Annotated in this window: 20 protein-coding genes; 14 read left to right on the top strand and 6 right to left on the bottom strand. The window is 58.7% G+C overall.

Annotated elements, in window-relative coordinates; translation table 11 throughout:
- Positions 1–29 precede the first annotated feature (29 nt).
- From glgA to glgX, 7 genes are read left to right on the top strand one after another with little or no spacing between them, the layout of a single operon-like run.
- Positions 30–1,601: a glycogen synthase GlgA gene (glgA, locus tag NAT49_RS04455; RefSeq protein ID WP_251590866.1), complete on the top strand. Its 1,572-nt coding sequence runs from the start codon at positions 30–32 to the stop codon at positions 1,599–1,601.
- Positions 1,598–3,811, top strand: coding sequence for a 1,4-alpha-glucan branching protein GlgB (gene glgB / locus NAT49_RS04450; RefSeq protein ID WP_251590864.1), 2,214 nt, complete (start codon positions 1,598–1,600; stop codon positions 3,809–3,811). The genes glgA and glgB overlap by 4 nt, the downstream gene beginning before the upstream one ends.
- Positions 3,808–5,568, top strand: coding sequence for a malto-oligosyltrehalose trehalohydrolase (gene treZ, locus NAT49_RS04445; RefSeq protein WP_251590856.1), 1,761 nt, complete (start codon positions 3,808–3,810; stop codon positions 5,566–5,568). Before glgB ends, treZ begins: the two co-directional genes overlap by 4 nt.
- Positions 5,565–7,538, top strand: a complete 1,974-nt coding sequence (gene malQ / locus NAT49_RS04440; protein ID WP_251590847.1) for a 4-alpha-glucanotransferase — start codon at positions 5,565–5,567, stop codon at positions 7,536–7,538. Before treZ ends, malQ begins: the two co-directional genes overlap by 4 nt.
- Positions 7,531–10,266, top strand: a complete 2,736-nt coding sequence (gene treY, locus NAT49_RS04435; RefSeq protein ID WP_251590846.1) for a malto-oligosyltrehalose synthase — start codon at positions 7,531–7,533, stop codon at positions 10,264–10,266. Before malQ ends, treY begins: the two co-directional genes overlap by 8 nt.
- A 56-nt stretch (positions 10,267–10,322) precedes the next feature.
- Entirely contained in the window at positions 10,323–10,709 is a 387-nt protein-coding gene (locus NAT49_RS04430; RefSeq protein WP_251590836.1) for a DUF2934 domain-containing protein, read from the top strand.
- Entirely contained in the window at positions 10,706–12,895 is a 2,190-nt protein-coding gene (glgX, locus tag NAT49_RS04425; protein ID WP_251590834.1) for a glycogen debranching protein GlgX, read from the top strand. The genes NAT49_RS04430 and glgX overlap by 4 nt, the downstream gene beginning before the upstream one ends.
- 102 nt (positions 12,896–12,997) lie before the next feature.
- Here glgX and NAT49_RS04420 read toward each other — a convergent pair whose 3' ends face one another.
- The 3 genes from NAT49_RS04420 to NAT49_RS04410 all read right to left on the bottom strand — a co-directional run bounded on the left by NAT49_RS04420 (position 12,998) and on the right by NAT49_RS04410 (position 14,657).
- Positions 12,998–13,231, bottom strand: coding sequence for a hypothetical protein (locus NAT49_RS04420; RefSeq protein ID WP_251590827.1), 234 nt, complete (start codon positions 13,229–13,231; stop codon positions 12,998–13,000).
- Complete coding sequence (locus tag NAT49_RS04415) at positions 13,228–13,479, bottom strand: hypothetical protein (RefSeq protein ID WP_251590825.1); 252 nt, start codon at positions 13,477–13,479, stop codon at positions 13,228–13,230. The genes NAT49_RS04420 and NAT49_RS04415 overlap by 4 nt, the downstream gene beginning before the upstream one ends.
- Before the next feature lie 350 nt (positions 13,480–13,829).
- Complete coding sequence (locus NAT49_RS04410; protein WP_251590823.1) at positions 13,830–14,657, bottom strand: GNAT family N-acetyltransferase; 828 nt, start codon at positions 14,655–14,657, stop codon at positions 13,830–13,832.
- Between the two features lie 415 nt (positions 14,658–15,072).
- Between NAT49_RS04410 and NAT49_RS04405 the strand changes: the two genes are divergently transcribed.
- The 3 genes from NAT49_RS04405 (at position 15,073) to NAT49_RS04395 (ending at position 19,848) form a co-directional block, all read left to right on the top strand.
- Positions 15,073–16,107 (top strand): glycosyltransferase family 2 protein, encoded by a 1,035-nt coding sequence (locus tag NAT49_RS04405; protein WP_251590816.1) that lies wholly within the window; start codon positions 15,073–15,075, stop codon positions 16,105–16,107.
- 453 nt (positions 16,108–16,560) lie between these two features.
- Entirely contained in the window at positions 16,561–18,795 is a 2,235-nt protein-coding gene (locus NAT49_RS04400; RefSeq protein ID WP_251590814.1) for an NADP-dependent isocitrate dehydrogenase, read from the top strand.
- A 159-nt stretch (positions 18,796–18,954) separates the two neighbouring features.
- Entirely contained in the window at positions 18,955–19,848 is an 894-nt protein-coding gene (locus tag NAT49_RS04395; protein WP_251590813.1) for an alpha/beta fold hydrolase, read from the top strand.
- 20 nt (positions 19,849–19,868) lie between these two features.
- Here NAT49_RS04395 and NAT49_RS04390 read toward each other — a convergent pair whose 3' ends face one another.
- The gene (locus NAT49_RS04390; protein WP_251590811.1) at positions 19,869–21,131 is read right to left on the bottom strand and encodes a DUF445 domain-containing protein; all 1,263 of its coding nucleotides are present in this window, start codon (positions 21,129–21,131) and stop codon (positions 19,869–19,871) included.
- A 145-nt stretch (positions 21,132–21,276) separates the two neighbouring features.
- Between NAT49_RS04390 and NAT49_RS04385 the strand changes: the two genes are divergently transcribed.
- Both NAT49_RS04385 and NAT49_RS04380 read left to right on the top strand, forming a co-directional pair.
- Positions 21,277–21,957, top strand: a complete 681-nt coding sequence (locus tag NAT49_RS04385; protein WP_251590809.1) for a hypothetical protein — start codon at positions 21,277–21,279, stop codon at positions 21,955–21,957.
- A 215-nt stretch (positions 21,958–22,172) separates the two neighbouring features.
- Positions 22,173–22,340, top strand: a complete 168-nt coding sequence (locus tag NAT49_RS04380; RefSeq protein WP_251590807.1) for a hypothetical protein — start codon at positions 22,173–22,175, stop codon at positions 22,338–22,340.
- Here NAT49_RS04380 and NAT49_RS04375 read toward each other — a convergent pair.
- Together NAT49_RS04375 and NAT49_RS04370 are read right to left on the bottom strand one after the other, a co-directional pair.
- Entirely contained in the window at positions 22,337–23,605 is a 1,269-nt protein-coding gene (locus tag NAT49_RS04375) for a Y-family DNA polymerase (protein ID WP_251590805.1), read from the bottom strand. The genes NAT49_RS04380 and NAT49_RS04375 overlap by 4 nt on opposite strands.
- The gene (locus NAT49_RS04370; RefSeq protein WP_251590796.1) at positions 23,602–24,030 is read right to left on the bottom strand and encodes a LexA family protein; all 429 of its coding nucleotides are present in this window, start codon (positions 24,028–24,030) and stop codon (positions 23,602–23,604) included. The genes NAT49_RS04375 and NAT49_RS04370 overlap by 4 nt, the downstream gene beginning before the upstream one ends.
- A 169-nt stretch (positions 24,031–24,199) precedes the next feature.
- Here NAT49_RS04370 and NAT49_RS04365 point away from each other — a divergent pair, with 169 nt between their 5' ends.
- Both NAT49_RS04365 and NAT49_RS04360 read left to right on the top strand, forming a co-directional pair.
- Positions 24,200–25,939 (top strand): SulP family inorganic anion transporter, encoded by a 1,740-nt coding sequence (locus NAT49_RS04365; protein ID WP_251590793.1) that lies wholly within the window; start codon positions 24,200–24,202, stop codon positions 25,937–25,939.
- Between the two features lie 86 nt (positions 25,940–26,025).
- The gene (locus NAT49_RS04360) at positions 26,026–26,646 is read left to right on the top strand and encodes a TetR/AcrR family transcriptional regulator (protein ID WP_251590791.1); all 621 of its coding nucleotides are present in this window, start codon (positions 26,026–26,028) and stop codon (positions 26,644–26,646) included.
- Positions 26,647–26,669 lie beyond the last annotated feature (23 nt).

The following is a 26,669-nucleotide window of genomic DNA, read 5'->3' as shown; positions in this document are numbered from 1 at the left end:
ACGGTTCAACCCTAAAGAGAGGTTGCCGCATGTCTTACAACGCCCTTGAGATTTCACGTACCCCGCCTTTTCACTCCAATACCCAAGCCGTAAACAGCCGCACTGCCTCTGGGCTCCACGCCGTACCCCTTGAACGCGGCGAGCCGATTCTTTTCGTGACCTCGGAGCTTGCCGATTTCGTCAAGGTCGGGGGCCTTGGTGATGTGTCAGCGGCTCTGCCGCGCGCGCTCTTGAATCATTACGACATGCGTGTACTGATGCCTGCCTACACTGAAGTGGTCGAAAGTCTCTGGCCGATTCAGACCATTGCGGAGCTACCGGGCCTTGGTCATATTCCAGGTTGCACGCTCGGCCGGATCGATCTGCCCGAAGGGCTCAGAGTATATGTTCTGGTCTGCCCTGAGCTTTATGAGCGTCCCGGTAGCCCCTATCTGGACCCTGAAGGCCGGGACTGGCCGGACAACCACATCCGATTCGCCCGGCTTTCGCTGGCGGCGGCGCAGATGGCGGCCATGACCGCGGATGAGCGGTTCGAGGATGAAGGCTGGCATCCAGCGCTTTTGCACCTGCACGACTGGCAGGCAGGGCTTGCGCCTGCGTATCTGCGCTGGCAGGGCGATGAAACGCCGTGTGTCTATACCATTCACAATCTGGCATATCAGGGGCTCTTCGATCCCGCGATTGCCCCTGACATCGGAGTGCCGGAACACGCCATCAACGACCACGGCATTACCTTCTATGACCGTCTGTCGTTCATGAAATCCGGCATCATCTACAGCGACCACATCACAACCGTCAGTGAAACCTACGCCAAGGAAATCACTACGCCGGCCTTTGGCTGCGGCTTGGAGAATCTATTGGCCCAGTGCCACAGCGATGGTCGATTGAGCGGCATTGCCAATGGCATTGATGACAGCTGGGATCCAAAGACCGATGCGTATCTCGCGTGCGCATTCGCCACCAACGACTGGGCCGGCAAGCGTGCCAATACCGACCATGTGCGCCGCATGTTCCGGCTGGCCGTGAGCCACGGCCCGCTGTTTGCCGTGGTCTCTCGGCTGGTGCATCAGAAAGGGCTTGATCTCACTATCGCGGCGGCGGAGAGCATCGTGCGTGCTGGCGGCCAGCTGGTGGTCATTGGCTGTGGTGAGCCGGCGATCGAGGAGGCGCTTCGCAATCTGGAGGCTCGCTTCCCCGGTGCGATTGGCGTCTACATCGGTTTCAGCGAGCGTGAAGCACGCTGCATTTTTGCCGGCAGCGATTTCCTTTTGATGCCCTCGCGTTTCGAGCCGTGCGGTCTGTCCCAGATGTATGCCCAGCGTTTCGGCGCGCTGCCGGTCGCCCATCGCACTGGCGGGCTTGCAGACACCATCGACGATGGCGTGACCGGATTCCTGTTCGATGAACTGGATCAAAGCGCCTATCAGCATGCCATTGATCGGGCTTTCCGAGTGTATGGCTGTACCGAGCTTTTCTACGCCATGCGCCGTGCGGCCATGGCCATCTATTATCAATGGCGACTGTCCGTGACGCCTTATCGACGCCTCTATCATCAACTCATGGCCGACACGCCCCATCGTCTGGGTAAGGTGGCGCCATGAATGCTTCGCTTCAATCCATACCGACGATCACCGCAACCGAACAGGATGCGCTCGACCGACTTGCCCAGGCCGCTCACGGTCGCCCATTTGAGTGGCTGGGCCCGCACGAGCACAGCGACCACATCATGGTGCGCATCATGGCGCCGGGTGCCGAAGGCGTCGACCTGGTCGACCACACTGGCACGCGGCTTGCCTGTGCCGAGTACGCGAGTGAGGGCATCTTTCGAGCGTGTCTTCCAAAGCACACGCCGTATCAGCTCAAGATTCTCTGGCCAGGTGATATCGAGCAGATTACCGAAGACGCCTATCGGTTTGATCCCTGGCCCGGCGAGATGGACATCTATCTCTTTGGAGAGGGCCGTCATCGCGAGTTGACCCATGTGTTCGGCGCGGTCGAGACCGAGATCGATGGTGTAGCCGGGGTGCGTTTCACGCTCTGGGCGCCCAACGCCCATCGGGTGTCGCTGGTGGGCGAATTCAATCAGTGGGACGGCCGTCGCCATCCGATGATGAAGCATGAGTCCTGTGGCATGTGGGCCATTTTCGTGCCGCATCTGCGCCCGGGGGCGCGTTACCGGTTCGAGCTGCTGGACGCCAATTATCAGGTTAGAACCAAGCTTGATCCGTTGGCGCGTCAAAGCGGAGCGACCCATGAGGTCGTATCGATCGTTGCATCCAACGAGCCGTTTCGGTGGCACGATGACGCCTGGATGGCGCGCCGTGCCAAACGGTCCATGCGCACATCGCCGCTGTCGATTTACGAGCTGCACCCGCTGTCCTGGCAGCGCGGTGAGGACGGTCGCTTCGTGGACTGGGATGAGCTGAGCTCACGGCTGATTCCCTGGGTTGCCGATTTGGGCTTTACCCACATCGAGTTGATGCCGATCACCGAGCACCCGTTCGTGGGTTCGTGGGGCTATCAGCCGATCGGCCTTTTTTCACCGATGTCCCGGATGGGCTCGCCCGAAAGCCTTTCTCGCTTCATCGATGCCTGTCACGCCTCCGGCATCGGCGTCATCGTGGATTGGGTGCCGGCGCACTTTCCGGCGGATGAATACGGTTTGGTGCAATTCGACGGCACGGCGCTTTTTGAGCACGCCGACCCGCGCGAAGGCTTTCACCCGGACTGGAACACCCTGATCTACAACGTTGGCCGGCATGAGGTGCGCGGCTTTCTGATCGCAAGCGCACTGGAGTGGCTTGAGCGGTTCCACATCGATGGACTTCGCGTGGACGCCGTGGCCTCCATGCTGTACCGCGATTACAGTCGAGAGGATGATCAATGGGTACCGAACCGCTATGGCGGCCGTGAAAATCTCGAGGTCATCGATTTTCTGCGTGAGCTCAATGACACTGTCGCCGAGCGGTGCAGTGGCGTGATGATGATTGCGGAAGAATCTACCGCCTGGCCGGGCGTGACCGCGCCGACCGCCACCGGTGGGCTCGGGTTTACCTTCAAGTGGAACATGGGTTGGATGCACGACACGCTGAGCTACATGGAGCGCGATCCGTTCTTCCGGCGTCATCATCATCACGAGCTGACCTTTGGCCTTCAATACGCGTTTTCGGAAAACTTCGTGCTGCCGCTGTCCCACGATGAAGTGGTTCATGGCAAGGGCTCACTTCTGAACAAGCTGCCTGGCGATGAGTCTTTGAAGTTGGCTGGTCTTCGCGCCTATCTTGCGTTCATGTGGGCCCATCCCGGCAAGAAGCTCCTGTTCATGGGGGCAGAGCTTGGGCAGTTGAAGGAGTGGAACCACGACCTGGAGCTTGAGTGGAATCGGCTCGATGAGCCCGGGCCCAAAGGGTTACTGCGCACGCTTGCCGACTTGAATCGCATTTACGTAAGCGACCCCGCCCTTCATGTGCGTGACGCCGACCCCGGCGGGTTTGTGTGGCTTGTCGGTGATGACACCGAAAACAGCGTGCTGGCGTTTCTACGAAAGGCTGAGCCCGGCAAGGCACCGCTATTGGTGGTGTGCAATTTCACTCCGGTGGAGCGGCCGGCTTATCGCATCGGCGTGCCCATTGCGAGTCTCTGGTTTGAAGTCTTCAACAGCGACAGTGAGCTCTACAACGGCAGCAATATCGGTAATGGCGGCTGGGTTCAGGCGCGCGCCGAGCCCAGTCACGGGCAGCCGGCGTCCTTGCAGCTGACGCTGCCACCAATGAGCACCTTGTATCTGCGCCAGGGAGATTGGCCATCATGAGTCATGGGCAGCACGGAAGCGATACGATACGCTTTGGCCCCGAATCCACCGGGCACTCAAGACGCTTTGCACTCTGGGCGCCGGGCGTCGAGGCGCTGACATTGAAGCTTGCGCCGTCAGAAGGCGCCTCATGTTCCTCACACGCCATGCATGACGATGGCGAGGGCTGGTTCTCGGTCGATGCCGAATGCACGCCCGGCGCCCGGTATCTTTTCCAGTTGCCCGATGGCCGCGAGCTTCCAGACCCCGCGTCGCGGGCCCAGGATGACGACGTCTTTGGCGCAAGCGTGGTTATCGATCACGCGACCTATCAATGGCAAAACACCGAGTGGCACGGGCGCCCCTGGACCGAGACCGTTATTCTGGAGGTTCATGCCGGCGTACTTGGCGGATTTTCAGGTGTTCGGCGCTATCTCCCCCAGTGGGCGGCGCTTGGAATCACCGCCATCGAGCTGATGCCGGTCAATGCGGTGCCGGGCACACGCAACTGGGGCTATGACGGCGTACTGCCGTTCGCGGTCGAGTCGAGTTACGGCACGCCCGATGACTTCAAGGCGCTGATCGATGAGGCTCACGGTCTCGGGCTGATGGTGTTTCTTGACGTGGTGTATAACCATTTCGGCCCGGACGGCAACGTCTGGCCGGCCTTCGCGCCCTCGTTTTTTACCGGGCGCGACACCCCATGGGGTAACGCCATCGATTTCGACAACCCCAACGTAGGCACGTTTTTTATTGAAAACGCGTTGATGTGGGTCAACGACTACCGGCTGGATGGCCTGCGTTTTGATGCGGTACACGCCATCGACAACGATGGCTTCCTGAATACGCTGAGCGAAAAGCTTCAGGCCGCCGTGGGTGAGCGCCGGCATCTGCATCTTATGCTTGAAAACGAGCGCAACAACGCCTCATTGCTTGATAGCGCCTATACCGCGCAGTGGAATGACGATGTGCATAACGTGCTTCATCACCTCCTGACCGGTGAGCAGGAAGGCTATTACAGCGAATACGCCCACGCACCGACCGAAAAGCTCGCTCGGGCGCTGGCATCCGGATTCGTGTTTCAGGGCCATAAAACAAACGACGGTACTCCACGCGGTGAATCAAGTGGCCACCTGGCCCCGACCGCGTTTATCAATTTTCTTCAGAACCACGACCAGATCGGCAATCGGGCACTCGGCGAGCGTTTGATCACACTGACCGATGATCAGGCGCTTCACGCGGCGACAGTGCTGCTGCTGTTGACCCCGATGATTCCAATGCTGTTCATGGGGGAAGAGTGCGGCGCGCGTCAGCCGTTTCTGTTCTTTACCGATCACCGTGGCGAGCTTGCCGACGCGGTCAGGGAAGGGCGGCGCGCTGAATTCGCAGCGTTTTCCGCGTTCGACTCAAAGACCGCTCGCAATGCGATCCCAGACCCCAATGAGCCGGACACCTTTGCGGCGTCGTTTCCCTACGGCCAGCCCGATGAGAACTGGGCGGCGCGCTATAAGACGCTCTTGTCCCTGCGCCATCAACACATCATGCCGTACCTGGCGGACTGTCGGTTCGGGGAGGCCCGAGTGTTGGGCGATGGTGCGGTCGTGGCAAACTGGCATCTGGCCGGGGGGCGCCAGCTAACGGTTGCGGTCAATCTTGGTCGTGATGCCGTCGAGTTTTCGCTGACGCGCGCAGGGCTTTTGTATCAGACCGGCGATGTCGGTGAGAGCGGGGCGTTGAGCCCGAACAGTTGCACGGTCTGGTTGGAGCACACCTCATGACGGCGTCTCTGGAAACACTTGCCGAGCTTGCCGGCATTCAACGCCACTGGGAAAACAACGACGGTGAACAGTGTACGCTCGACGACAAGGCGATCTGCCGTGTGCTGGCCGCACTCGGCTATCCGGCCGATTCCCAGCGTGAGCGCGACTACAGCCACGAGGCGCTTTTGCGCCTGGTCGAGCCGAAAAGCGTCGAACAGTGGCCGCCATTGATTACCACCGAGGTGTCGGTTCCGGTCGAACTGCCAAGTGCCGTAACCCCGGGCACTGCCTATCGCCTCGAAGCGGAAGAAGAGTCGTTCGAACTCAGCGGTGAGACCGACGATAACGGCTTTCTGGCCCCGATCGACACGCCGGGGTATTACCGATTGACGCTTGCCGGCAAAACGGTGCGCCTTGCCGTGGCACCGACCTCGGCCCCCAGCATTTCTGAGGGCACCCACCTCGCCGGACTCGGCGTTCAGCTCTACAGCCTTCGACGCGCCGCGCCGACCGCTCTCGGGGATCTGGATGCGTTATCGAGCCTTGCTCGAGACATGGGTGAGGCCGGCCTCGATGCGCTGGCCATCAGCCCGGTACATGCCCTATTCGAGCAGGATCCCTCGCGTTATTCCCCCTACGCGCCGTCATCGCGGCTGGCGCTCAACAGCTGGTATGCCCTGCCGCTTGGGACCCAGGCCCCGGATGAGCCGCTGATCGATTATCAGCAGGTTGCCAAGCGGGCTGAAACCCTGCTTGATCGTGCGCACCTTGACATGAGCGCCCATGAACGGCGTGAGTTTGAGGCTTTTTGCAGCGAGGCACCCAAGCCGCTTCTGGATCACGCCTGTTTTGAAGCGCTGTGCGACATGTTCGGGCCGTTCGAGGATTGGCCGGTCGATTACAAGAGCGTCAACAGTGAGGCGGTGCGGGCGTTCGAGCGCGACGAACGCATGCGCATCGAGCGTTATCTGTACGCACAATGGCTGGCTCGACGTGGTTTGATGGCGGCGCAGACCACCGCCCAGGACGCTGGAATGCGTATTGGCCTGATCGCGGACATCGCGGTCGGGGTGGCGGCCGATGGCAGCCAGGTATGGAGTCGACCAAACGAAGTGCTGGGCCGGCTGACCGTCGGGTCGCCGCCGGATGCCTTCAATGCCGACGGCCAGAGCTGGGGCGTGACTGGATTTTCACCGCAGGGGCTGGTTGAGACCGGGTTTTCAGGCTTTATCGACATGCTTAGGGCAACGCTTGGCTGGGCAGGTGGCCTTCGTATTGACCACATCATGGGGCTGTCTCGGCTGTGGCTGATCCCCGAGAACGGCTCACCCCTGAACGGTGCGTACGTGCGCTACCCCGAGCAGGCTCTGCTAAGGCTGGTCGCGCTGGAAGCGTGGCGTCATGACGCGGTGGTTATCGGGGAAGACCTCGGTACGGTCGAAGACGGTTTTAGAGACCGGCTCGGTGCGCGCAACATATTGGGTATGGCGGTCATGTGGTTCGAGCGTGATGGCGACGCGTTTCTTGAGTCAACCCGCTACGCCCCGCAATCAGTTGCCATGAGTTCGACCCATGACCTGCCGACGGTGGCCGGTTGGCTCAGTGCCCGCGACATCGAATGGCGGGAATCCATCGGTTCGATCACTGCCGAAGATGCTCGCTCTGCGCGCGATGAGCGCGCCGAGGATCGAGTGCGCCTTGCCGAGGCGCTTGGCATTGATGCCTCGGCATCAGTCGATCATTGGCTCGATGCAACGGCCCGGTTTGTCGGTAAAAGCCCTGGACCGCTCGCGATCCTGCCGCTTGAAGACATTCTGGCGCTTGAAGAGCAACCGAATCTTCCGGGCACGATGGACACGCACCCCAACTGGCGCCGGCGGCTGCCGTTGACCGTTGACGCACTGGCACGTGACCCCGGCGTTATTCGTCGCCTCAAGGCCTTCCTTGAGGGGCGACGTGCCGCAACCAAGGAGCACCTCAATGACTGACCCGGGTACATCGCCTCGCGCGACGATGCGGCTTCAATTTCACGCCGGGTTCACGCTGGACGACGCAATCGACCAGCTCGACTATCTGCAGGGCCTTGGCATCAGCCATGTCTACGCCTCACCCATTTGGGCCTCGCGGGCCGGGTCGACCCATGGCTATGACGGTGTCGATCCCACGCGCATCGATTCAGAGCTTGGCGGGGAGGCGGCGCTTCTGCGGCTGGTGTCAGCGCTTCGAGCGCGAGAGATGGGCCTGGTTGTTGACGTCGTGCCCAACCATCTGGCCGTTGGCGGCAGTGAAAACGTGTATTGGCTCGAGCTTTTGCGAAACGGTCGTTCAAGCCGTCTGGCCGACATGTTCGACGTCGACTGGCAATGCGGCGACCCGACGCTTCACAACAGGATTCTTGTTCCCTTTCTTGGTGAGCCCTATGGCGACATGCTCGAGCAGGATGCGCTGACGCTTTCTGTCGATGAGATCGAGCGCGAATTCCAGTTCATCTATTTCGAGCACGTGTTCCCGCTTCGCCCAGAGGACCAGCCGCGCGTTTTGGCTGAGCTGGGCCTTGATGGCGGCGAAGATGGTGGACTGACGGCCTTGCTTGAAACCGATGAGGGCAAACAGCGGCTGGATGAGGCGTTAGAGGCGTTCAATACGCACCCTGATCGCGCGCAACGGCGTCATGCATTGCTAGAGGACCAGCATTATCGGTTGGCCCACTGGCGAACTGCCAATGACTGGCTGAACTGGCGCCGGTTTTTCGACATTACCGAGCTCGGTGCGGTTCAGGTTCAGCACGCGTGGGTATTCGAGCTGACCCATGGCTATCTGTTCGAGCTGGTCGAGCGCGGGTTGGTCGATGGCGTTCGCATCGATCATATCGATGGCCTTGCCGACCCCGGCGGCTATTGTGCGCAGTTACGGGCAGGGCTTGACCGTGCCGCCCAGGGGCGTCCGTTGGATGCGCCCACCGGGCTGATCCCGATCTGGGTCGAAAAGATTCTCGAAGGTCAGGAAACGCTGCCCGACAGTTGGCCCGTGGCGGGGACAACGGGTTATGACGCCATGAACGTGTTATCGGTCATTCAGCATGAGCCCGCCGGCGAAGCGCCGCTGACAGCACTTTGGAGCACCCTGAGCGAGTCTGACGCAGGGTTTCACGATGAGGTGCTTGCGGCGCGTCAGGAGTTGATGGCCTCGAACCTGGCGGCCGAATTTGACCGTGTGCTGCAGGCGCTTGTGCGCTGCGCGCGTGCGCGTGTCGAGTCGCGGGATATTACGCCGATGATGCTGCGTCGAGCCCTTCATGCGCTGGCCACCGAGTTTGATGTCTATCGCGCCTACGGCGATGCCGACGAGTCGGCGCTTTGGAACCGTGTGCAGGACAAGGCGCGTGCGCGTTTGGTACCGCCGGATCAGGGCGTGCTCGAGTACCTGGTGGCTGGATTATCCAGGCAGAGCTTTGCCGAGGATGAGCTTTGGGGGCAGGCGCGGCTTCGTTTTGCTCAGTTGACGGCGCCGCTCGCGGCCAAGGCCGTGGAAGATACCGCCGGGTATCGCCACGCTGTGCTGTTCTCGCGAAATGATGTTGGTTTCGACGCGGCTCGATTCGTCGATTCTGTCGAGGCCTTTCATGCCTTCAATCGTCATACGGTGGCGCACTGGCCGGAGACACTTCTGACCACCGCCACCCATGATCACAAACGGGGTGAAGACGTACGCGCGCGGCTGGCGGCACTGTCGGAATTCGGCGAGGATGCGGTGGCTGAATTCGAGGCCTACCGGACGGCCGCTCAGGCACTCGATGGAGGAGAAACGCTCCATCCTGTCGATGCCTGGTTCGTGTTTCAGATTCTGGTCGGGGCCTGGCCGCTGGAACTTGGTACCGATGACACCGAGGGGCTGTCGGCGTTTGCCGAGCGCGTTGTCAATTGGCATCAAAAGGCGCTTCGGGAAGGCAAACGGCGCTCGCACTGGCTTTATCCGGACGAGGCGTATGAGGCCCGGTGTCGTGATTTTGTCAACGCACTGCTGTGCAGTGACGCGGGCCAGCTTGCGCGCGTTCGACTTCATGCGTTTGTCGAGTCCGTCGCTGCACCGGGGGCGTTGAATGGCCTGGTTCAGGTGCTTTTGAAACTCACGATGCCGGGCATTCCCGATACCTATCAAGGCTGTGAACGGTGGGATTTTTCCCTGGTCGACCCTGACAATCGTCGCCCGGTCGACTTTGAGCGCCGCCGTCGTCAGGACGCAATGCCATTGCCGACGCTGCTTGGCACCTGGCGTGATGCTCGCATCAAGCAGGCCATGATTCAGGAACTATTGACGCTTCGTAACCAGCAGCCCGAGCTGTTTTCCCGCGGTGATTATGAGGCGCTTACAGTGCAGGGTGCGCTTGCCGATCACGTGATCGCCTTTCGACGCCAGTTCGAGGGTCATCGACTGTTGGTGATCGCGCCACGTACGACGCGGACCCTGCTTCAGGGGGCGCCGGGTCTTCAAATCGACAGCGCCCGCTGGGGCGAGACCCGAGTGCTGCTCGCCGAGCACGACCGGGGCATGACCTTCACTGACCTGCTCGGTGGCCAGGTCGTGACCGATGATATTGAGCTTTCGTCACTGCTGACGGTCATGCCCTTTGCCGTTTTAGTGGCCCGAGCCGGCATCAATGGCGCTGAGCAGGCCGTCGATTACTGCGAGGCAACGGCCTCCAATGAACACTATTAACCCTGGATAGGGACGCCGCGCCCTGATGGCGCGGTTTCGATATGGAGTATCACCGAATGGATGATCAGTTGAGAGTACGTTTGTTGGCCTATCGACTGTGGGAAGTGGAAGGTCGCCCGGATGGGCAGGCCGAGCGCCACTGGGAAATGGCCAGCCGGCTGGTGGCTGCTGAGCGCGTGACCGATGTTCCACCGGAGCCGGTGACCCGCAAGCCGCCTGAAAAGACTGAACAGAGTGCGGAGGTGCCACCGACGGTCAAGTCGACCCGGCGCAAGAGTTCAACGACTGCCGACAAGCCAAAGAGCACTTCGAAAACGAAAGCGACCGCTCGACCACGCAAGGCAGCAGCCAAGGCCGATACGTCAGACACTTCCTCGGAGACGACGCCCTCGGATGACAGCTCGACCGCAAGCCGTACGCGTCGAAAGAGTAATCGAGCATGAGAAATACAGCGATTCATCCAGGCGCACCAACGCCTGGCAGTGTGGCCGACAGTGAGCGTGGCTCGCATCGGTATAATTCAAGGCGCATCGAAGAAGGGCTTCCTTATCCGCTGGGGTCAACCTGGGACGGGCTGGGGGTCAATTTTGCCCTGTTTTCGGCCCATGCGACCAAGGTGGAGCTGTGCCTGTTCAGTGACGACGGAGAAGAGGAGCTCGAGCGCATTGAGCTTCCGGAATTTACCGATGAAGTCTGGCATGGCTATCTGCCCGAGGCCCGGCCCGGCCAGCTCTATGGCTATCGAGTGCATGGCCCGTACGAGCCGGAAAAGGGCCATCGATTCAATCCCAACAAGCTGTTGATCGACCCTTGTACGCGGCAGATCACCGGTGAGCTGGTATGGGATGATGCGCTTTATGGCTACACCATTGGCCATGAAGACGGCGATCTCAGCTTTGATGAACGCGACAGCGCGCCCTTCATGCCCAAGTGTCGAGTCGTCGATCCCGCCTTTACCTGGGGCCGCTCTCAGCCCGTGCATGTTCCGTGGCAGGATACGGTCATTTATGAGGCGCATGTAAAGGGGTTGACCATGCGTCACCCCGAGGTCGATGAGTCGGTTCGAGGTACGTTCTCAGGGCTGTGCGATCCCGCCATCCTTGAGCACCTTCAACGCCTTGGCATCAGTTCGCTGGAGCTTATGCCGGTTCATGCCTTCGCCGATGACCGGCATCTGCAGGAAAAGGGCCTTCACAACTATTGGGGCTACAACACCCTCGCGTTTTTCGCACCTCATCCTAAGTACATGGCTTCCAGCAGCATCAGCGAGTTCAAGCAGATGGTGGCGAGCGCGCATGCAAGCGGGCTGGAGGTCATTTTGGATGTGGTGTACAACCACACCGCCGAAGGCAATGAGCTCGGGCCGACGCTTTCCTGGAAGGGCATCGATAACGCAAGCTACTACCGCCTGATGCCTGAGCCTCGCTATTACATCAACGACACCGGCACCGGCAACACGCTTAATCTCTCCCATCCGCGCGTACTGCAGATGGTGACGGACTCCTTGCGGTATTGGGCCAAGGAAATGCGTGTCGATGGATTCCGGTTCGATCTGGCAACCATTCTTGGTCGTGAACCCCATGGGTTCGATGAAGGGGGCGGGTTTCTGGACTCCTGCCGTCAGGATCCGCAGTTGTCCCAATGCAAGTTGATTGCCGAGCCTTGGGATTGTGGCCCGGGTGGCTATCAGGTGGGCGGTTTTCCGCCGGGGTGGGCCGAGTGGAATGATCGGTTCCGGGATACGGTGCGAGCGTTCTGGCGCGGTGATGAAAATACCCTGCCCGATTTCGCTACCCGGCTCATGGGCTCGGAGGACTTGTTCAACCACCGCGGACGCAAACCGTTTGCCTCGGTCAACTTCATCACCGCGCACGATGGCTTCACATTGCGCGACCTGGTGACCTACAACGACAAGCACAATGAGGCCAACGGCGAAGACAACAACGACGGGCACGACGATAATCGATCCTGGAATCACGGCGTTGAAGGATTTACTGAAGACGAGACCATTCGCGCACTTCGAATGAAGCAGATGCGTAATCTGATGGCCACGCTTCTGTTCGCGCAAGGTACGCCGATGATTCTCGCAGGCGATGAATTCGCCCGCACGCAGGAAGGCAACAACAACGCCTACTGTCAGGACAGCGAGATCGGCTGGGTCGACTGGAATATGTCCGAGGAAGGTAGATCACTTCTGGATTTCACTCGGTATTTGATTCGACTTCGCCGCCATTATCCGATTTTAAGGCGCAGTCGGTTCATGACCGGTGACTGGAACGACGAGCTTCAGGTTCGTGATGTCAGCTGGATGACCGTAGACGGTAAGGACATGACTCCGGAGGCATGGGAAGACCCGTCGCGCTTGAACGTGGCCGTTATTCTCGATGGGCGTGCACAGCCCACCGGTATTCGACGTGTAGGCTCCGACAGTACACTGCTTATCCTGTTCAACGGCAATGATAGTGAAATCGAATGGCCGCTCCCGGAAGCCGCTCAGGGTCGATTCTGGATGTTCAGATTGGATACGGCCGATGCGCGCAATGCCCAGGGCAGTAACTTCGAATTTGGTTCGACTTACCGAGTTCAGCCGCGTTCGATGGTATTGATGGAGTTGATTCGTCGGGGGTAGGGCGGACACGCCAGGCGCCTGACCATGTACCAAAAAAGCCTGCTTGAAAGCAGGCTTTTTTATGTGGACATTGCGAGGTAAAGCAAGAATGCCTTAAGCGCGTTATGCATTCTCGCGCATGCGTCCCAATGTATCGGTTGCGCTTTCAAGCACTGGTTCAGGAACCGTATTGTGCTTGGCGAACGCACCAAGGGCCGATTCAAGATCGGAGGTATGACACGTCGGCTTGCCGCACTGAACGCATGTGACTTGATCGCCCTGTTTTTTCTGAACCGGCAGCATGAACTGATCATGCCCGCATTCATCGCATTCCATATCCAAGGCAACCCGCATCATTGGGCAACGCGTCCTGTTGCGCCTTTGCTTGCGTGAGCCTGAGCTTCACGTGTCATCTGCATGCTGAGCGTCCTGGACATGCTCAAGGCTTGAAATGCCAGCGAAGGTGAATGGGACGCTTCCCAGTTACCAACCGTGTCTAGAAACTCACCGCAGTCTGCGCATTCGATCTCATCCCAATCGAATTCACTAAGCGGCGCTTTGGTATGTGAGCTGCCACAGCGGTGGCACATCATTGCGTAGTTCATGTAAACGCTCCTTGTTTACGGGTTTGCCTTCCTGGCAACTGATTAGGTCACTTCGACCGAGTGCTGGGCAACCTTTGCCAGCCTGTCTTTCATCACCATCCCTGGTGCAGCCTTGGCCCCGCATCGTGCGTGGCTGGGATCACGTAAGAACACATGATCCATGTGCCTGAAATCCCGGCTCGCCTATCTCCTTTGGCGCAGCATCTAAACAATGACACAAATGAAGTTCTTGTACAAATATAAGATCAAATTTTTCTTTCGAGCTGAATCTCGTTTGAAATCAAGGCTTAGGGAGTGATTCTGATCGTTCAAAAGTGCTTTTGCACAATCGATGTATAAATTTTTAGGTGTCAGCCTATGGCCTGACTCGTCAAACCGAAGCGTATATAGGAGGTGCTGGGTGGTGTCGGGCCGAAGCTCAGTCGTTGGGAGGGTGGAGTTCCGGACATGCCCCAGTGGGCAAGCGGTGTCTCCCAGTCCGGTTTGTCCGCGATGTCCAGACGTACAATTTGGCCTCGCGCATTGTCCAGGAGCGCTTCGATCATGGCCCAGGCATCAATTGCGTCCTGCGCGATGACCGGCCCAATTTGAAGCCCACGGCCAAAAGGGCGACACAGCGCAGTGCCGTGAATATGGCCTTGTCGCTCGATCAAAACCGCGTCTGTTGCCTGACGGGCAAGCGCGCTTAAAAAAGTCGCCGAGCATTGGGTCGCGACTGCGTGGATATCGCACTCACGTATGCGGCGCAGCCCTGAAACGACAGAAGGAGAAGGTAAGCGCTCATCGACCCGGCCCTGATACTTGCGAACGGTTCCTGCCTGCTTGAAGCCCATCCGGTGGTAGAGGGGCTCACCTTGGCGCGTTGCGACCAATGAAAACGTCGAGTGGGAGGCTGCGGCCATGACGCGCGACATCAGCGTCTGGCCGATACCCTGGCGCTGCCAGCATTGGTCGACCAGCACCGCGCCGATCGACGTGACATGGTCGTGCTCGAACCAGAGGGCGGTTCCGATAACGTTACTCTGATCATCGAGCGCGGTAATGCCCTGAGCGAGATCAAGCATGGCTTCCCAGTCTTCTAGACGATGCTCCCATTGTGCCAGGGCAGAAAGGCGCTGCGCCTGTTGAAGATGAGACGGCACCAGCGCCGTGAACTGAATCGCAGAGGTATGAGTCACCGCGCGTATCCTTTGAAAGTGGGTGTCGGACGTCCGATCAGCCGATGTGATGTGGTTGGCGCCATCGGCTATCTTGAAGGCAGACACATATTTCAACGTGGTACACGGTCTGGCTCAAGTCTTTCAACTGCGCGGGCAAAAAACGGCTGGATGCGTCGTGAAGAATGAAGTCACATGGCGGCTCGGCTGTCAGAGCCTTTATTGAACGAGCGTGAAGAATAAAATATTATTCGCGCCCTTCTAGAAAAGAATATTTCATTATTTAAAGGTATTCTGCGTATCGTCACGATACTTCGGTGCAGGTCCAGTATGCTGAAGCATGCGCGGATGGCCTGCTCGAACCATGACTACTTTCGGTGTATACAGCTTTTGTTTAAGCTTGTCTGAATGACTTTAACCAACTGATGATGGGCGTATGACAAACGAATCTCGACGCGTTTTCGACTTGAGCATTGTCGTACCGATCTATAATGCGTCGGCATCTCTGGCGACCTTGTTTAAGCATCTTGCCGAGTTGCCGCAAGACGGCGTCGAGGTGGTGCTGGTCAACGACGGCTCGAAGGATGATAGCCTCGAACAGTGTCGGCGCTTCGAGACGAGTCGATCCAACGTGTGCGTGATCGATCAGGCCAATGGTGGTGTGTCTGTCGCTCGTAACACGGGCATCAAGGCCGCTCAGGGCGACTACATCGCCTTTTGTGATGCCGACGACCAGCTGCTTGCCTCTGAAGTAATGTCCGTGCTTGCCAAGGCCCAGCGTGCCAGGGCCGAGATTGCCGTATTCAACTATGCGACCATCTGTGAGCGAGACGGGCACGAGCTCAATCGCTCGACACTGGCTGCGGGTGAATTCGATTTTGACCATGATTTTCTGATGCTTTATGAGGCCGGCGTCTTCAACCCGGTCTTCAACAAGATGTTCTCCGCCGAGTTCTTGACGCGACATGCGATTGCTTTCGAGGAAGGCGTGGCGCTTGGCGAAGATTTTCGATTCAATCTCGACGCCTTTATCGCCCTCCAGCATGGCATCATCTGCAGTGAGCATGCCTACCGGTATGTGGTTGGCCAAAGCGAGTCTCTGACAACGTCCTACAATCCCAAGCAGTTTTCGTATTTTGTTTATGGGTTGGGCCGGATCGAGCGCCTTCTGCGCGAACGAGGCATCAATGACGAGCATTTTCTGGCCAAGCACTGGAGTCGAGCGCTGATCAATAGTGCTCAGAACATTGCCAAGCGAAATGGCCCGTCCAATCCTGTAGATGCCTTCAAGGAGTTCAAGTCGAACGCCTGCGAAGCGCGCCGCCATGTCGATCTCAGCAAGGCCGAACCTTATCAGAACGACCGCAAGATTCAGTTTCTGGTGTGTCTGGTTCGAAAACAGCAGGATCTGCTTTTATTTGCCCTTGTCTTTACGATGATGAAACTCAAGCAGAAAAAAGCGGGCGTATAACGCTCCGATGACCCAGGATTTAAAAGCCGAACATAGGTTCGGCTTTTTTTATGCCTCACACTTTAATTATGCCTTGCACTATCAGTCACTCGGTAGCGCCATGTGTTTGACGCAAACTTGAACTACGTTGGATATACGTATAAACGCTCCTGAAGCTGGATTGTCGACACAGTTTCAGAGGGGCAGTCTGCCCGTGCTGAGAATGCATCGTTTTGCGCATCACCAGGAATTTACCAAGCAGCCCGAATTGGTCACAATCAGTGCCGGGCTGGTATACTTCAGGGCACGATGAAGTGTTGCCGAACGGGGCATTTCAGCGTGACAACATTGTCGACATAATGTGGCGTGTCTACGCCCGGTCGACACTGTCGATGGAACGTACGCTGTTGCGGCCTTTACCATCGTTTTCCAGGATTATTAGTCATCGTTGTGACAAGAGAGGTCAACGCCAATATGTCCGATACGCCGAAGATCATTTATACGCTGACCGATGAGGCACCAGCGCTTGCAACCTATTCGCTGCTGCCCATCATCGATGCCTTTACCGATCCGGCCGGGATTGTGGTCGAGACGCGTGACATCTCGCTTGCAGGACGCATTCTTGCGCAGTTTCCGGATGTCTTGAGCGATGAGCAGCGCATTGGCGATCACCTCAGTGAACTCGGTGAGCTTGCCAAGACGCCTGAGGCCAACATCATCAAGTTGCCGAACATCAGCGCCTCGATGCCTCAGCTCAAGGCGGCCATCAAGGAACTTCAGGGGCAGGGCTATCCATTGCCCGATTATCCCGATGAGCCGGCCACCGACGCCGAGAAGGACGCCAAGGCGCGCTTTGATCGCGTCAAGGGCAGTGCCGTGAACCCGGTGCTTCGTGAGGGCAACTCGGACCGACGTGCACCGCAGTCGGTCAAGAACTACGTTCGTAAATACCCGCACCGCATGGGCGAGTGGTCCTCGGACTCCAAATCCCACGTGGCTCACATGGAAGACGGCGACTTCTACGGCAGTGAGCAGTCCGCAACGTTAGACGCCGACGACAGCCTCACTATCGAGCTGGTCGGCAAGGACGGCACCAAAGAAACCTTGAAAGATGGTGTCAAGGTGCTGGCCGGTGAAGTGGTGGATGGCGCGTTCATGAGTGCGTCGAGCCTTCGATCCTTTGTCGCCGCTGAAATCGATGATGCCAAGAAGCAGGGCGTGCTGTTCTCGCTTCACCTGAAAGCGACCATGATGAAAGTCTCCGACCCGATCATGTTTGGCATCGTGGTCAGTGAATTCTACAAGCAAGTGCTTGAAGATCACGCGGGTGATCTCGAACAGGCCGGCTTCAACCCCAATAATGGGGTAGGCGATCTGTATTCCTCGATCCAGTCGCTTTCCGAGGACAAGCAGAACGCCATCAAGGGCGACATCGATGCGCTGTACAAGGAGCGTCCGAGCATCGCGATGGTCGATTCCCACAAGGGCATCACCAACCTGCACGTTCCAAGCGATGTGATCATCGACGCCTCGATGCCCGCGATGATTCGTGATTCCGGCAAGATGTGGGGCGCCGACGACCAGCGTCACGACGCCAAGGCCGTCATCCCGGATCGCTGCTACGCGACGATCTATCAGACCACCATCGACGACTGCAAGAAAAACGGCGCGTTCGATCCGACCACCATGGGCAGCGTGCCCAACGTGGGCCTGATGGCGCAAAAGGCCGAAGAATACGGCTCTCACGACAAGACCTTCCAGATTCCGTTTGCCGGCACCGTGCGCGTCGTCAAATCAAACGGTGACGTCGTCTTCGAACACGACGTCGAAGCCGAAGACATCTGGCGCATGTGTCAGGTGAAAGACGCGCCGATTCGCGATTGGGTCAAGCTTGCCGTCACCCGCGCTCGTGACAGTGAAACGCCTGCGGTGTTCTGGCTCGACGCCAACCGTGCCCACGATGCCCAGCTGATCCAGAAGGTCGAAACCTACCTCAAGGACCACGACACCAGTGGGCTGGACATTCGCATCCTGCCGCCGGTCGAGGCCATGCAGTTCTCGCTTGAGCGCATCCGTCGTGGCGAAGACACCATCTCGGTTACCGGCAACGTGCTGCGCGACTACCTGACGGATCTATTCCCGATCATGGAGCTTGGCACCAGTGCCAAGATGCTCTCGATCGTGCCGCTGATGAACGGCGGTGGCCTGTTCGAAACCGGCGCAGGCGGCAGTGCACCGAAGCACGTTCAGCAGCTGGTCGAGGAAAACCACCTGCGTTGGGATTCACTGGGTGAATTTCTGGCGCTGGCGGCCTCACTCGAGCATCTGGGCAAAACGTTCGACAACGCTCGGGCCACGGTGCTTGCCAAGGCGCTCGATACCGCCAATGGCGAATTCCTGAACAACGACAAGTCGCCCAAGCGCAAGACCGGTGAGCTCGACAACCGCGGAAGCCATTTCTACCTGGCGCTGTACTGGGCTGAAGCGCTGGCCGCTCAGGATGACGACGCCGAACTCAAGTCGCTGTTTTCTGAGCTCGCCTCCACGCTTCGCGCCGAAGAGCAGACCATCGTTGATGAACTCAACGGTGCCCAGGGCAAGGCAGTCGAGATCAAGGGCTACTATCACCCTGACAAGCAGTTGGCCTCTGATGCGATGCGTCCGAGCGCGACGCTTAACGAAGCGCTCAAGAAAGTCGCCAACAGCTAAGCCATCGACCTTTGGTTTTATCGATGTACACCGAGCCCGCTTTCGAGCGGGCTTTTTTTATGGCGCGTGTCACTATGGCCTCGATTACACAAACGTCTGAGACAAATCGGTTTCGAATACGTTAGCGTAATGCGACGCATTTTAAACGAGGTGACAACGGTGCAACATCATCTGGCACGTACGACGCGGTTTGTCTGGCATGGCGCGGGACTGCCAATAACGCTTGAATGGACCGAGCAGGGCGAAGGGCCGCTGGTTTTGTTATTGCCGGCGTTGTCGACGGTCTCGACCCGCCATGAGTTTGCCGAGCTTCAAGCCAGATTGTCAGGACACTACCGCACGGTGTCGATCGACTGGCCCGGCTTTGGCGATTTGCCCAAACCGTTTATTGATGGCAATGCGGCGCTACTGGTGCGCTACCTCAAGGAGGTGCTCGCACAGTTTAAAGAGACGCCGGCCATGATTGTTGCGGCCGGTCATGGCGCCGGCCTTGCATTACTCGGGCTCAAGGACATGCCAGCAGTCTGTGAACGTCTGGTTTTGATTGCACCGACCTGGCGAGGGCCGCTGCCCACCATGGCCAAAGGCGCGGTCAAACCCTGGTTCAAGACCGTACGGCGTGTGTTCGATGCGCCCGTGATCGGACCGCTTCTTTATTGGCTCAACGTTCGGCGCTGGTGCATTCGAAAGATGATCAACGAGCATGTCTATGAATCACCGACGTTTTTGACCCCAGCTCGAATGGAGGGCAAGCGTCAGGTGCCGAAAAGCGCCGGTGCCCGCCACGGCTCGATCCGCTTCGTGACGGGCGCCTTCGATGCGTTCTTGACCAATGACGCGGCTTTTGAGGCGGCGGAGCGTCTCACATGCCCCACGCTCATGCTCACGACGGAACACATGCCCACGCGCTCGAAAGAGAACATGCAGCGCCTCACCCCATTGGTCGAGTCGGTCACCTTGTCGCGCGGTCGGCTGCTGGTGCATGAAGAGTGCCCGGAGGCGGTCTATCAAGCGATCGACGCCTTTATTAAGGCGCATCCTCTGCCGAGTTGATGCGTTCGCGCGTTTATATCTCAAAGGCTTGAGATCAGTTGTGTCGCGGCGTGCAGGGCCAGCCCGACCAGGCCGCCGACCAGTGTGCCGTTGATGCGAATGTATTGCAGATCGTTGCCGACGTTTTTCTCGATCTGCTCGACCACATCGTCACTGCTGAGTTGGTCGATGTAGCGGCGAATGTAGGCGTCGATACGGTCGGAGTTTTTGTCGACCAGGTCCGGCAGCAGGATGAGCGCCTGGTCGTTGATCCAGCGGCGCGCCTCCGGTGCATCCGACAGCACCCGGGTGTAATGAGCGATGAAATCCCGCGCCATGCGATAGCTCGCGCTGTCGTCGCCGTCTTTTTCCAGATCGGCCTGCCAACTCTGGGTCAATCGCGTCCAGAGCGTTTGGATGTAGCGCTGCATATGCGGGTTGTCGGTCAGCTCCTCGCGGACGCGATCAAAGCGGGCAATCAGTGCGGGGTCGGTTCGGGTTCGCTCGATGAACTGGCTCAGCTGATGATCGAGCTGCTGACGCACTGGATGGTTCGCGTCGTTGCTCACCGCGGTCAGAAGCTCTGATAGCCGCTCGATGATTCGCTCGTTGGCGAGCCAGCCTGCAAACCGATTAAGGCTGATTTCACGGCCGAACAGTTTTGGATTGATCAGCCTGAAAATGACCTGGGTCAACTGGCGCTTGAGCCAGCGCTGATGCACCGGGCTTTCGAGCCAGCGGGCGGCGCGATCCAAGGTGTCGTCCAGCAGCGCCTGATGCTGGTTATCTGCCTTCAACGCCCCCAATACTCGGCCGAACAGGCCGGCAAGATCCACCCGCTTGGCGTAATGGGTAAGCGTTGCCTCAAAAAAGGCCCGGGCGCCGCGCTCATCGAGTGAGCGCAGGACGAACGTCGCACCTCGGGTCAGGGCGCTGGCAAGTACATGCTGGTTGTGAGGCTTACGGAGCCAGTTCAGCCAGTGCTCGGCGATGTCGGTCTGCTTGATGCTTGAGTGCACGTAGGTCTTGGACAAGAAATTGCTTCGAATGAATGTCGACAGACTGTGGCCAATACGCGATTTGTTGCGGGCGATGATGGCCGTATGGGGGATCTTGAGCCCGAGCGGGTGGCGAAACAGGGCCGTGACGGCGAACCAGTCGGCCATGCCCCCGATCAGGGCGGCTTCTGCAAACGCGGTCAGATAATCCATGTACGGGAATAGATCGCCCCAGTAGATGCTTGCGCTGTAAAGAAGCAGGGCGGCGACCAGGCTGATGCTGGCCAGGCGTTTATGGTTTCTCATGAAGGCTCTTGAAAATCGGTGGGCGTATATCGAGGCAAAGCAGGCGTTATGGGTCCCTGGCTTCTACGCTTTGTAATCTGCGGCGTTCGCTAGGCCGTGAAGTGTATTTCGAACGCCGAGCTGATGCCACGTACAAGGATGTAGCATGTCAAATTCAATGGCGGAGCTGTGGGCGTGGATCACGGCCAACGCGACCGTGTTCAGTGGGCTGACCAGTGTCGGTATGCTGATCATCTGGGGGGTGTATCTTCAGCTTTTTCTACACAGCTTCCGTTCGCAGCGCCGCCCTCAAATCATCATCAATCGCGGCCTCGGTCGGGATCTCAATGCGCAGTGCCTGATCAGCAACATGAGCGAGTCGGCGGTGTTCGTCGAAACGGTGATCGTGTGTCTGATTGCAAAGGACGAACGCTTTTGCCTGGACATCACCGATGATCTCAATGACACCGAGCAGCAGAATCAGCAATCAAAAAACGAGCAGGAAAACGGTCGCTGGACGCGACAAGGCCCGCTCGACAACGCCGATTATATGGTGATGGGGAGTTTTGAGCGTCTGGTGCGCCAGACCTGTGAGTACCATGAGCTGCCGCTGGACGATAAGGGGCTGCCCGATGACAGGCAAAAGGAATTCAGCGCCGTCGAGATTCGGGTCATCGGCATTTTTGGTTCGAACCCCAACCCCATCGGCGCGTCACGCCGTTTCATCATGAACTGCGATGACGACGGGCGCCTTGTGTGTCTAACCCCTGAAAGCAGCAGCACGCGCCAGTGGGCCAAGCGCCGGCATCGTCGGGTATGGAAGGGGTGGTTGAAAGAGATCGATTGAGCTCTTTATGAACGTGTCGCTTGACCCATTTCATGGGCCAGGTTTTCGTAAGAAATGCGCCCTCGAGGGCGCATTTCTTGGAGTAGAAAAGACAGTGCTCAAGTAGATGTGCTTTGGGCTTTGACCCGCTTCCTGTCTCCCGTCATCATATCGGCGTAGTGCAAGGGCCGGCCTTCACGGCGCTCTTTCGACCAACAGGACTCAGCGGATTTCCTATGATCAAGAACTTTCCCGGTGCATTCTTGGGTATTCCCATCGGCGGCATCGTCTGGCTGGCGTCCGGTACGCTTGTGGCCGGCGCGGTTGTCGGTATCGCATTCGGCATTGCCTGGGACATCTGGCGCAACAGGAATTCCCCCGACGATTCAGACGAGCGCAGCTAGGTTCGGCGAACCCGGGCAAGCTCGTCCCACCGGGTAGTGCAGCGGCTCGAGCGGTGGTCGCACTTGAGCTGCCACGGCCCGGCACCATCGATGAACCCCACGGTCAGGGCGCGTTGCCCGAATCGCCGGTTGGCGCGGTCCAGGGTACTCATCAGTGCGTCATTTAGCGTCGCTTCGCCGGACACATTTCCCAAAAGGCTCAGTTGCTGCTGGTCGGTACGCGCCAGATCCATCAGCATTACGCCGCATTTCTGGTATCGCACCCCTTTTCGATAGAGCGCCTCGAAGCCTTGACGCGCCGCGCGCAGAAACATGAACGTATCCTGACTTGGATGCTCGAGTTCGATCACGACGCGCCCATGGTGCCGAGCCGGCCCGATGTGTTTACTGGTGCTCATCGTCAACATGACCGCTCTGGCCGTTGAGCCTTGCTGTCTGAGCTTCTCAGCGCTTCGGTTGGTGTGTTGTCGGATTGCCTGCATCAGGGCGGTCGGACATTGAGTGGCTCGGCTCAGACTCCGGGACGTCATCAGGGCATGCTTATCCGAATCGGCGTCGTTCATCTCGAAGCAGGCAGTACCGGCAAGTTCCATTGCCGTGCGTGCAAGCACAACACTGAAGGCCCGGCGCAGGGCATGTGGGTCGGCTGTGCTCAGCGCGTGCGCCGTCAGTATGCCCTGGGCCTTCAGTCGGAGCGCCAGCCGGGTGCCGATGCCCCATACCTGATCGACGGGCGTGGCGCGAAGTAAGGCGGGATGCGCCGGGTCGCTGGGTGCGGGCATGACGTACACGCCGCTGCTTGCGCGCTTGGCGTAGCGGTTGGCGAGCTTGGCAAGCGTTCGCGTCGGGGCGAGACCGATCGAAACCGGGATGCCGGTCAGGCGCCGAATCGATTGCCTTAGTGCGTTCAGTTCGTCGATCGTTACCGCGTGACCGGTCAGATCGATCCAGGCCTCGTCGATCGAGTAGGGCTCAACCCCTTTGTAATGCGCTCTCATGACCTCGAGCACGCGGGCGCTCATATCGCCGTACAGTTCATAGTTCGACGAACACAGAACGATTTTCCGCTTCAAGGCCGGAGCAATGAGATGCGCGGGCACGCCCATCGCAACGCCGAGTCGCTTGAGTTCTTCGGAGCGGGCGATAACGCAGCCGTCGTTGTTGGACAGGATCCCCACCGGTACTCCGTGAAGGCGCGGTGCGAACACCCGTTCACAGCTGACGTAGAAGTTGTTGCAGTCGACCAGCGCGAATGGGCCGCTCATGCGGCTTCATGAATCACGAAGGTGACCACCCCCCAGATCTGGATATCCCGGTTGATGAGAGGAATCGGCGCATAGTCGCGGTTTTCGCTGTAAAGCCCCGGCGCACCGTCGGTCAGTCGGAGCGTTTTTACGGTCATTTCACCGTCGACCACTGCGATTACGATGTGTCCGTGCCGTGCGGTCAGGGCGCGGTCGACCACCAGAATATCGCCGGGCTGGATGCGCGCGCCGGTCATCGAATCCCCCTCGACGGCCAGATAGAAGGTCGACGCTGGGTGGCGTACCACGTGCGCGTTCAAATCCAGTCGATCGGTGGCGTAATCTTGTGCAGGGCTTGGGAAACCGGAGACGCCCGCGCGGACGCGGTGTTCGATCATCGGGCAGGTAATCGGTGTGGAGTGAGCGGGCAGAAGGCGACAGTGCATGGGACGATTCGCTATAGGTATATGTATATATATACAGTAAATGCTTTCCGCCTTACCGTCAGCGCGACCATAGTGTGAATGAAGTATGAAGTGGCGGTGTTCAAATCGTGCATTCGCAAATAGGCTTAAACGCTATATCGTTATTATTTTTTGGCACGTGGGGTGAGCAATGGCGAGTACGGCAACAGCACGACGACGCGTTTTAAAACGCCTGCTGCCCATTACCGAGTGGCTTCCGGGCTACAACGTTCGATCCCTGAGTGACGATGCACTGGCTGCGGTGATCGTCACACTGATGCTGATCCCCCAGGCGCTTGCCTATGCGCTGTTGGCGGGAGTGCCTGCCGTAGTTGGTCTTTACGCCAGTATGCTGCCGCTGGCGCTCTATACGTTTTTTGGGTCCAGTACCACGCTCTCGGTCGGGCCGATGGCGGTCGTGTCATTGATGACGGCCTCCATCGCGTCGCGCTGGGCGGCTCAAGGCAGTGGCGAGTACATGGTCGTGGTGGTGGCACTGGCGGCGCTTTCCGGGGCCATGCTATTGGTCATGGGGCTCTGTCGCCTCGGGTTTTTTGCCAATTTTCTAAGCCATCCTGTCATTGCCGGGTTCATCTCGGCCTCGGCGTTGATGATTGGGGTTAGCCAGTTGCCGCATTTGTTGGGCGTTTCCTCCTCGGGAGACACGCTGTTTGCGATGCTTGCGGCGCTGTTTAAGGCATTGCCCGAGACCAATGGCACGACGCTTGCCCTGGGGCTTGTCTGCATTGTCATGTTGCTGGCGGCCAGGCGGTGGCTCGAGGCCGCACTGACGGCGCTCAAGCTGTCTGCCGGCATGGCCCGATTTCTGACGCGTCTGGCGCCCATTGTGACCGTGGCGCTCGCCACGTGGGCAACCTGGGGCTTTGGGCTCGAGTCGCGCGGTGTTGAAGTGCTGGGCACCGTGGCCTCCGGTCTGCCGTCGCTGTCCTGGCCTGATCTTTCTTTTGATCAGGCGAAGTCACTGGGCGGTTCGGCGCTGTTGATCAGTATTATCGGGTTTGTCGAGGCGATGTCGGTCGCGCAGGCGCTGGCGACCAAGCGCCGGGAACGCATCGATCCGGATCAGGAGCTGGTCGGGCTGGGGGTGGCCAACCTTGGCTCAGCCGCCAGTGGCGGATTTCCGGTGACAGGGAGCCTGTCGCGTTCAGTGGTCAATCATGAGGCGGGTGCGGCTACGCCAGCCTCGGGCCTGATGGCAGCCGTCGGGGTGCTGATCGCGATCGTGACGCTTACTCCGGTCATCGCGCATCTGCCGACGACCGTTCTGTCTGCCATCATTATCGTATCCATTTTGAGCCTGCTGGATGTTCATACGTTTGTGCGGTCGTGGCGCTATTACCGTGGCGATGCAATGGCGATGCTGGTCACATTCGTGGTCACGCTTTGGCAGGGGGTGGAAACGGGCCTGGTGACCGGAGCTGCGCTGTCTTTGATGCTCTATCTCTATCGAACGAGCCGGCCGCATTGCGCGGTGCTTGGTCGCGTACCCGGAACCGAGCACTTTCGAAACATCGACCGGTTCGAGGCGGTCGAAACCGATCAGAACGTGATCATCGTGCGCATCGATGAAAGTCTTTATTTTGCCAACGCACGGTTTCTTGAGGAAAAAATCGACTCTCTCTGTGCCCAGGTCAAGAACCTCAAGCATCTGGTGCTTGCGTGTCAGGCCATCAACATGATCGATGCCTCGGCGCTCGACAGTCTCGAGGAGATCAATCAGCGCCTCAAGGAGTCGGGCATTGCCTTTCATCTGGCCGAGGTCAAGGGACCGGTCATGGACCGCCTGAAAGAGACGACGTTTCTGGATAACCTCGGCGGGGGCGTGCATCTGAGCGTGTACAGTGCCTGGGAAGAGCTGCACCAGGGGTAAATGGACGACGGTCTGAGCTAAGACAACACTGCCCTTGCAATGGCATCATCGGTATCACGACAACAAGGCTCGAACGAGGGCAGGGCGTGGACACCAAAAAGGGCATCATTCGTCAGAAAAACATGGCAGCGATTCTGTACGCTGCCGAGACCATCTTCTCCGAAAAGGGCTATGCCGGCGCCACCATGGGCGACATCGCCGAGCGCGCCGAGCTGCCCAAATCCAACCTTCATTACTACTTTTCGACCAAGGCGCAGCTCTACCGGGAAGTGTTGACCGCGCATCTGGCCCTTTGGGAGCAGGATGCACTTTGCTTTGAGTATTACGACGACCCCCAGGTGGTGTTGACCACCTACATTCGTGCCAAGATGACCCGGTCCCGTACGCGCCCGTACGGGTCGAAGGTCTGGGCCAATGAGGTGATGCACCGGGCACCGCTCATGAGCGAGGAGGCAAGAACGCGCCTGGTGGAGTGGGCGAAGCTCAAGGAGGCCAAGATTGCAGGGTGGGTGGAACGTGGCGCGATCGCGCAGGTCTCCCCGCCCCATCTTCTTTATATGATTTGGGCCTCCACTCAGCACTACGCCGATTTCGATTATCAAATCGAACTTTTAAATGACCGCCACCCGCTTGATGACGTTGAGTTCGAGCGTGCGATCCAGACGGTCACTCGGGTAATTCTGGGTGGGTTGGGGCTTCGAGTCTGAGCGGGAGCGGTGGTAGCCGTCTA

This window comes from Larsenimonas suaedae (genome assembly GCF_023712105.1).
Classification (GTDB): Bacteria; Pseudomonadota; Gammaproteobacteria; order Pseudomonadales; family Halomonadaceae; genus Larsenimonas; species Larsenimonas suaedae.
Note: the sequence above shows the minus strand (reverse complement) of the source record. Positions and strands in the feature narration are given on the sequence as shown.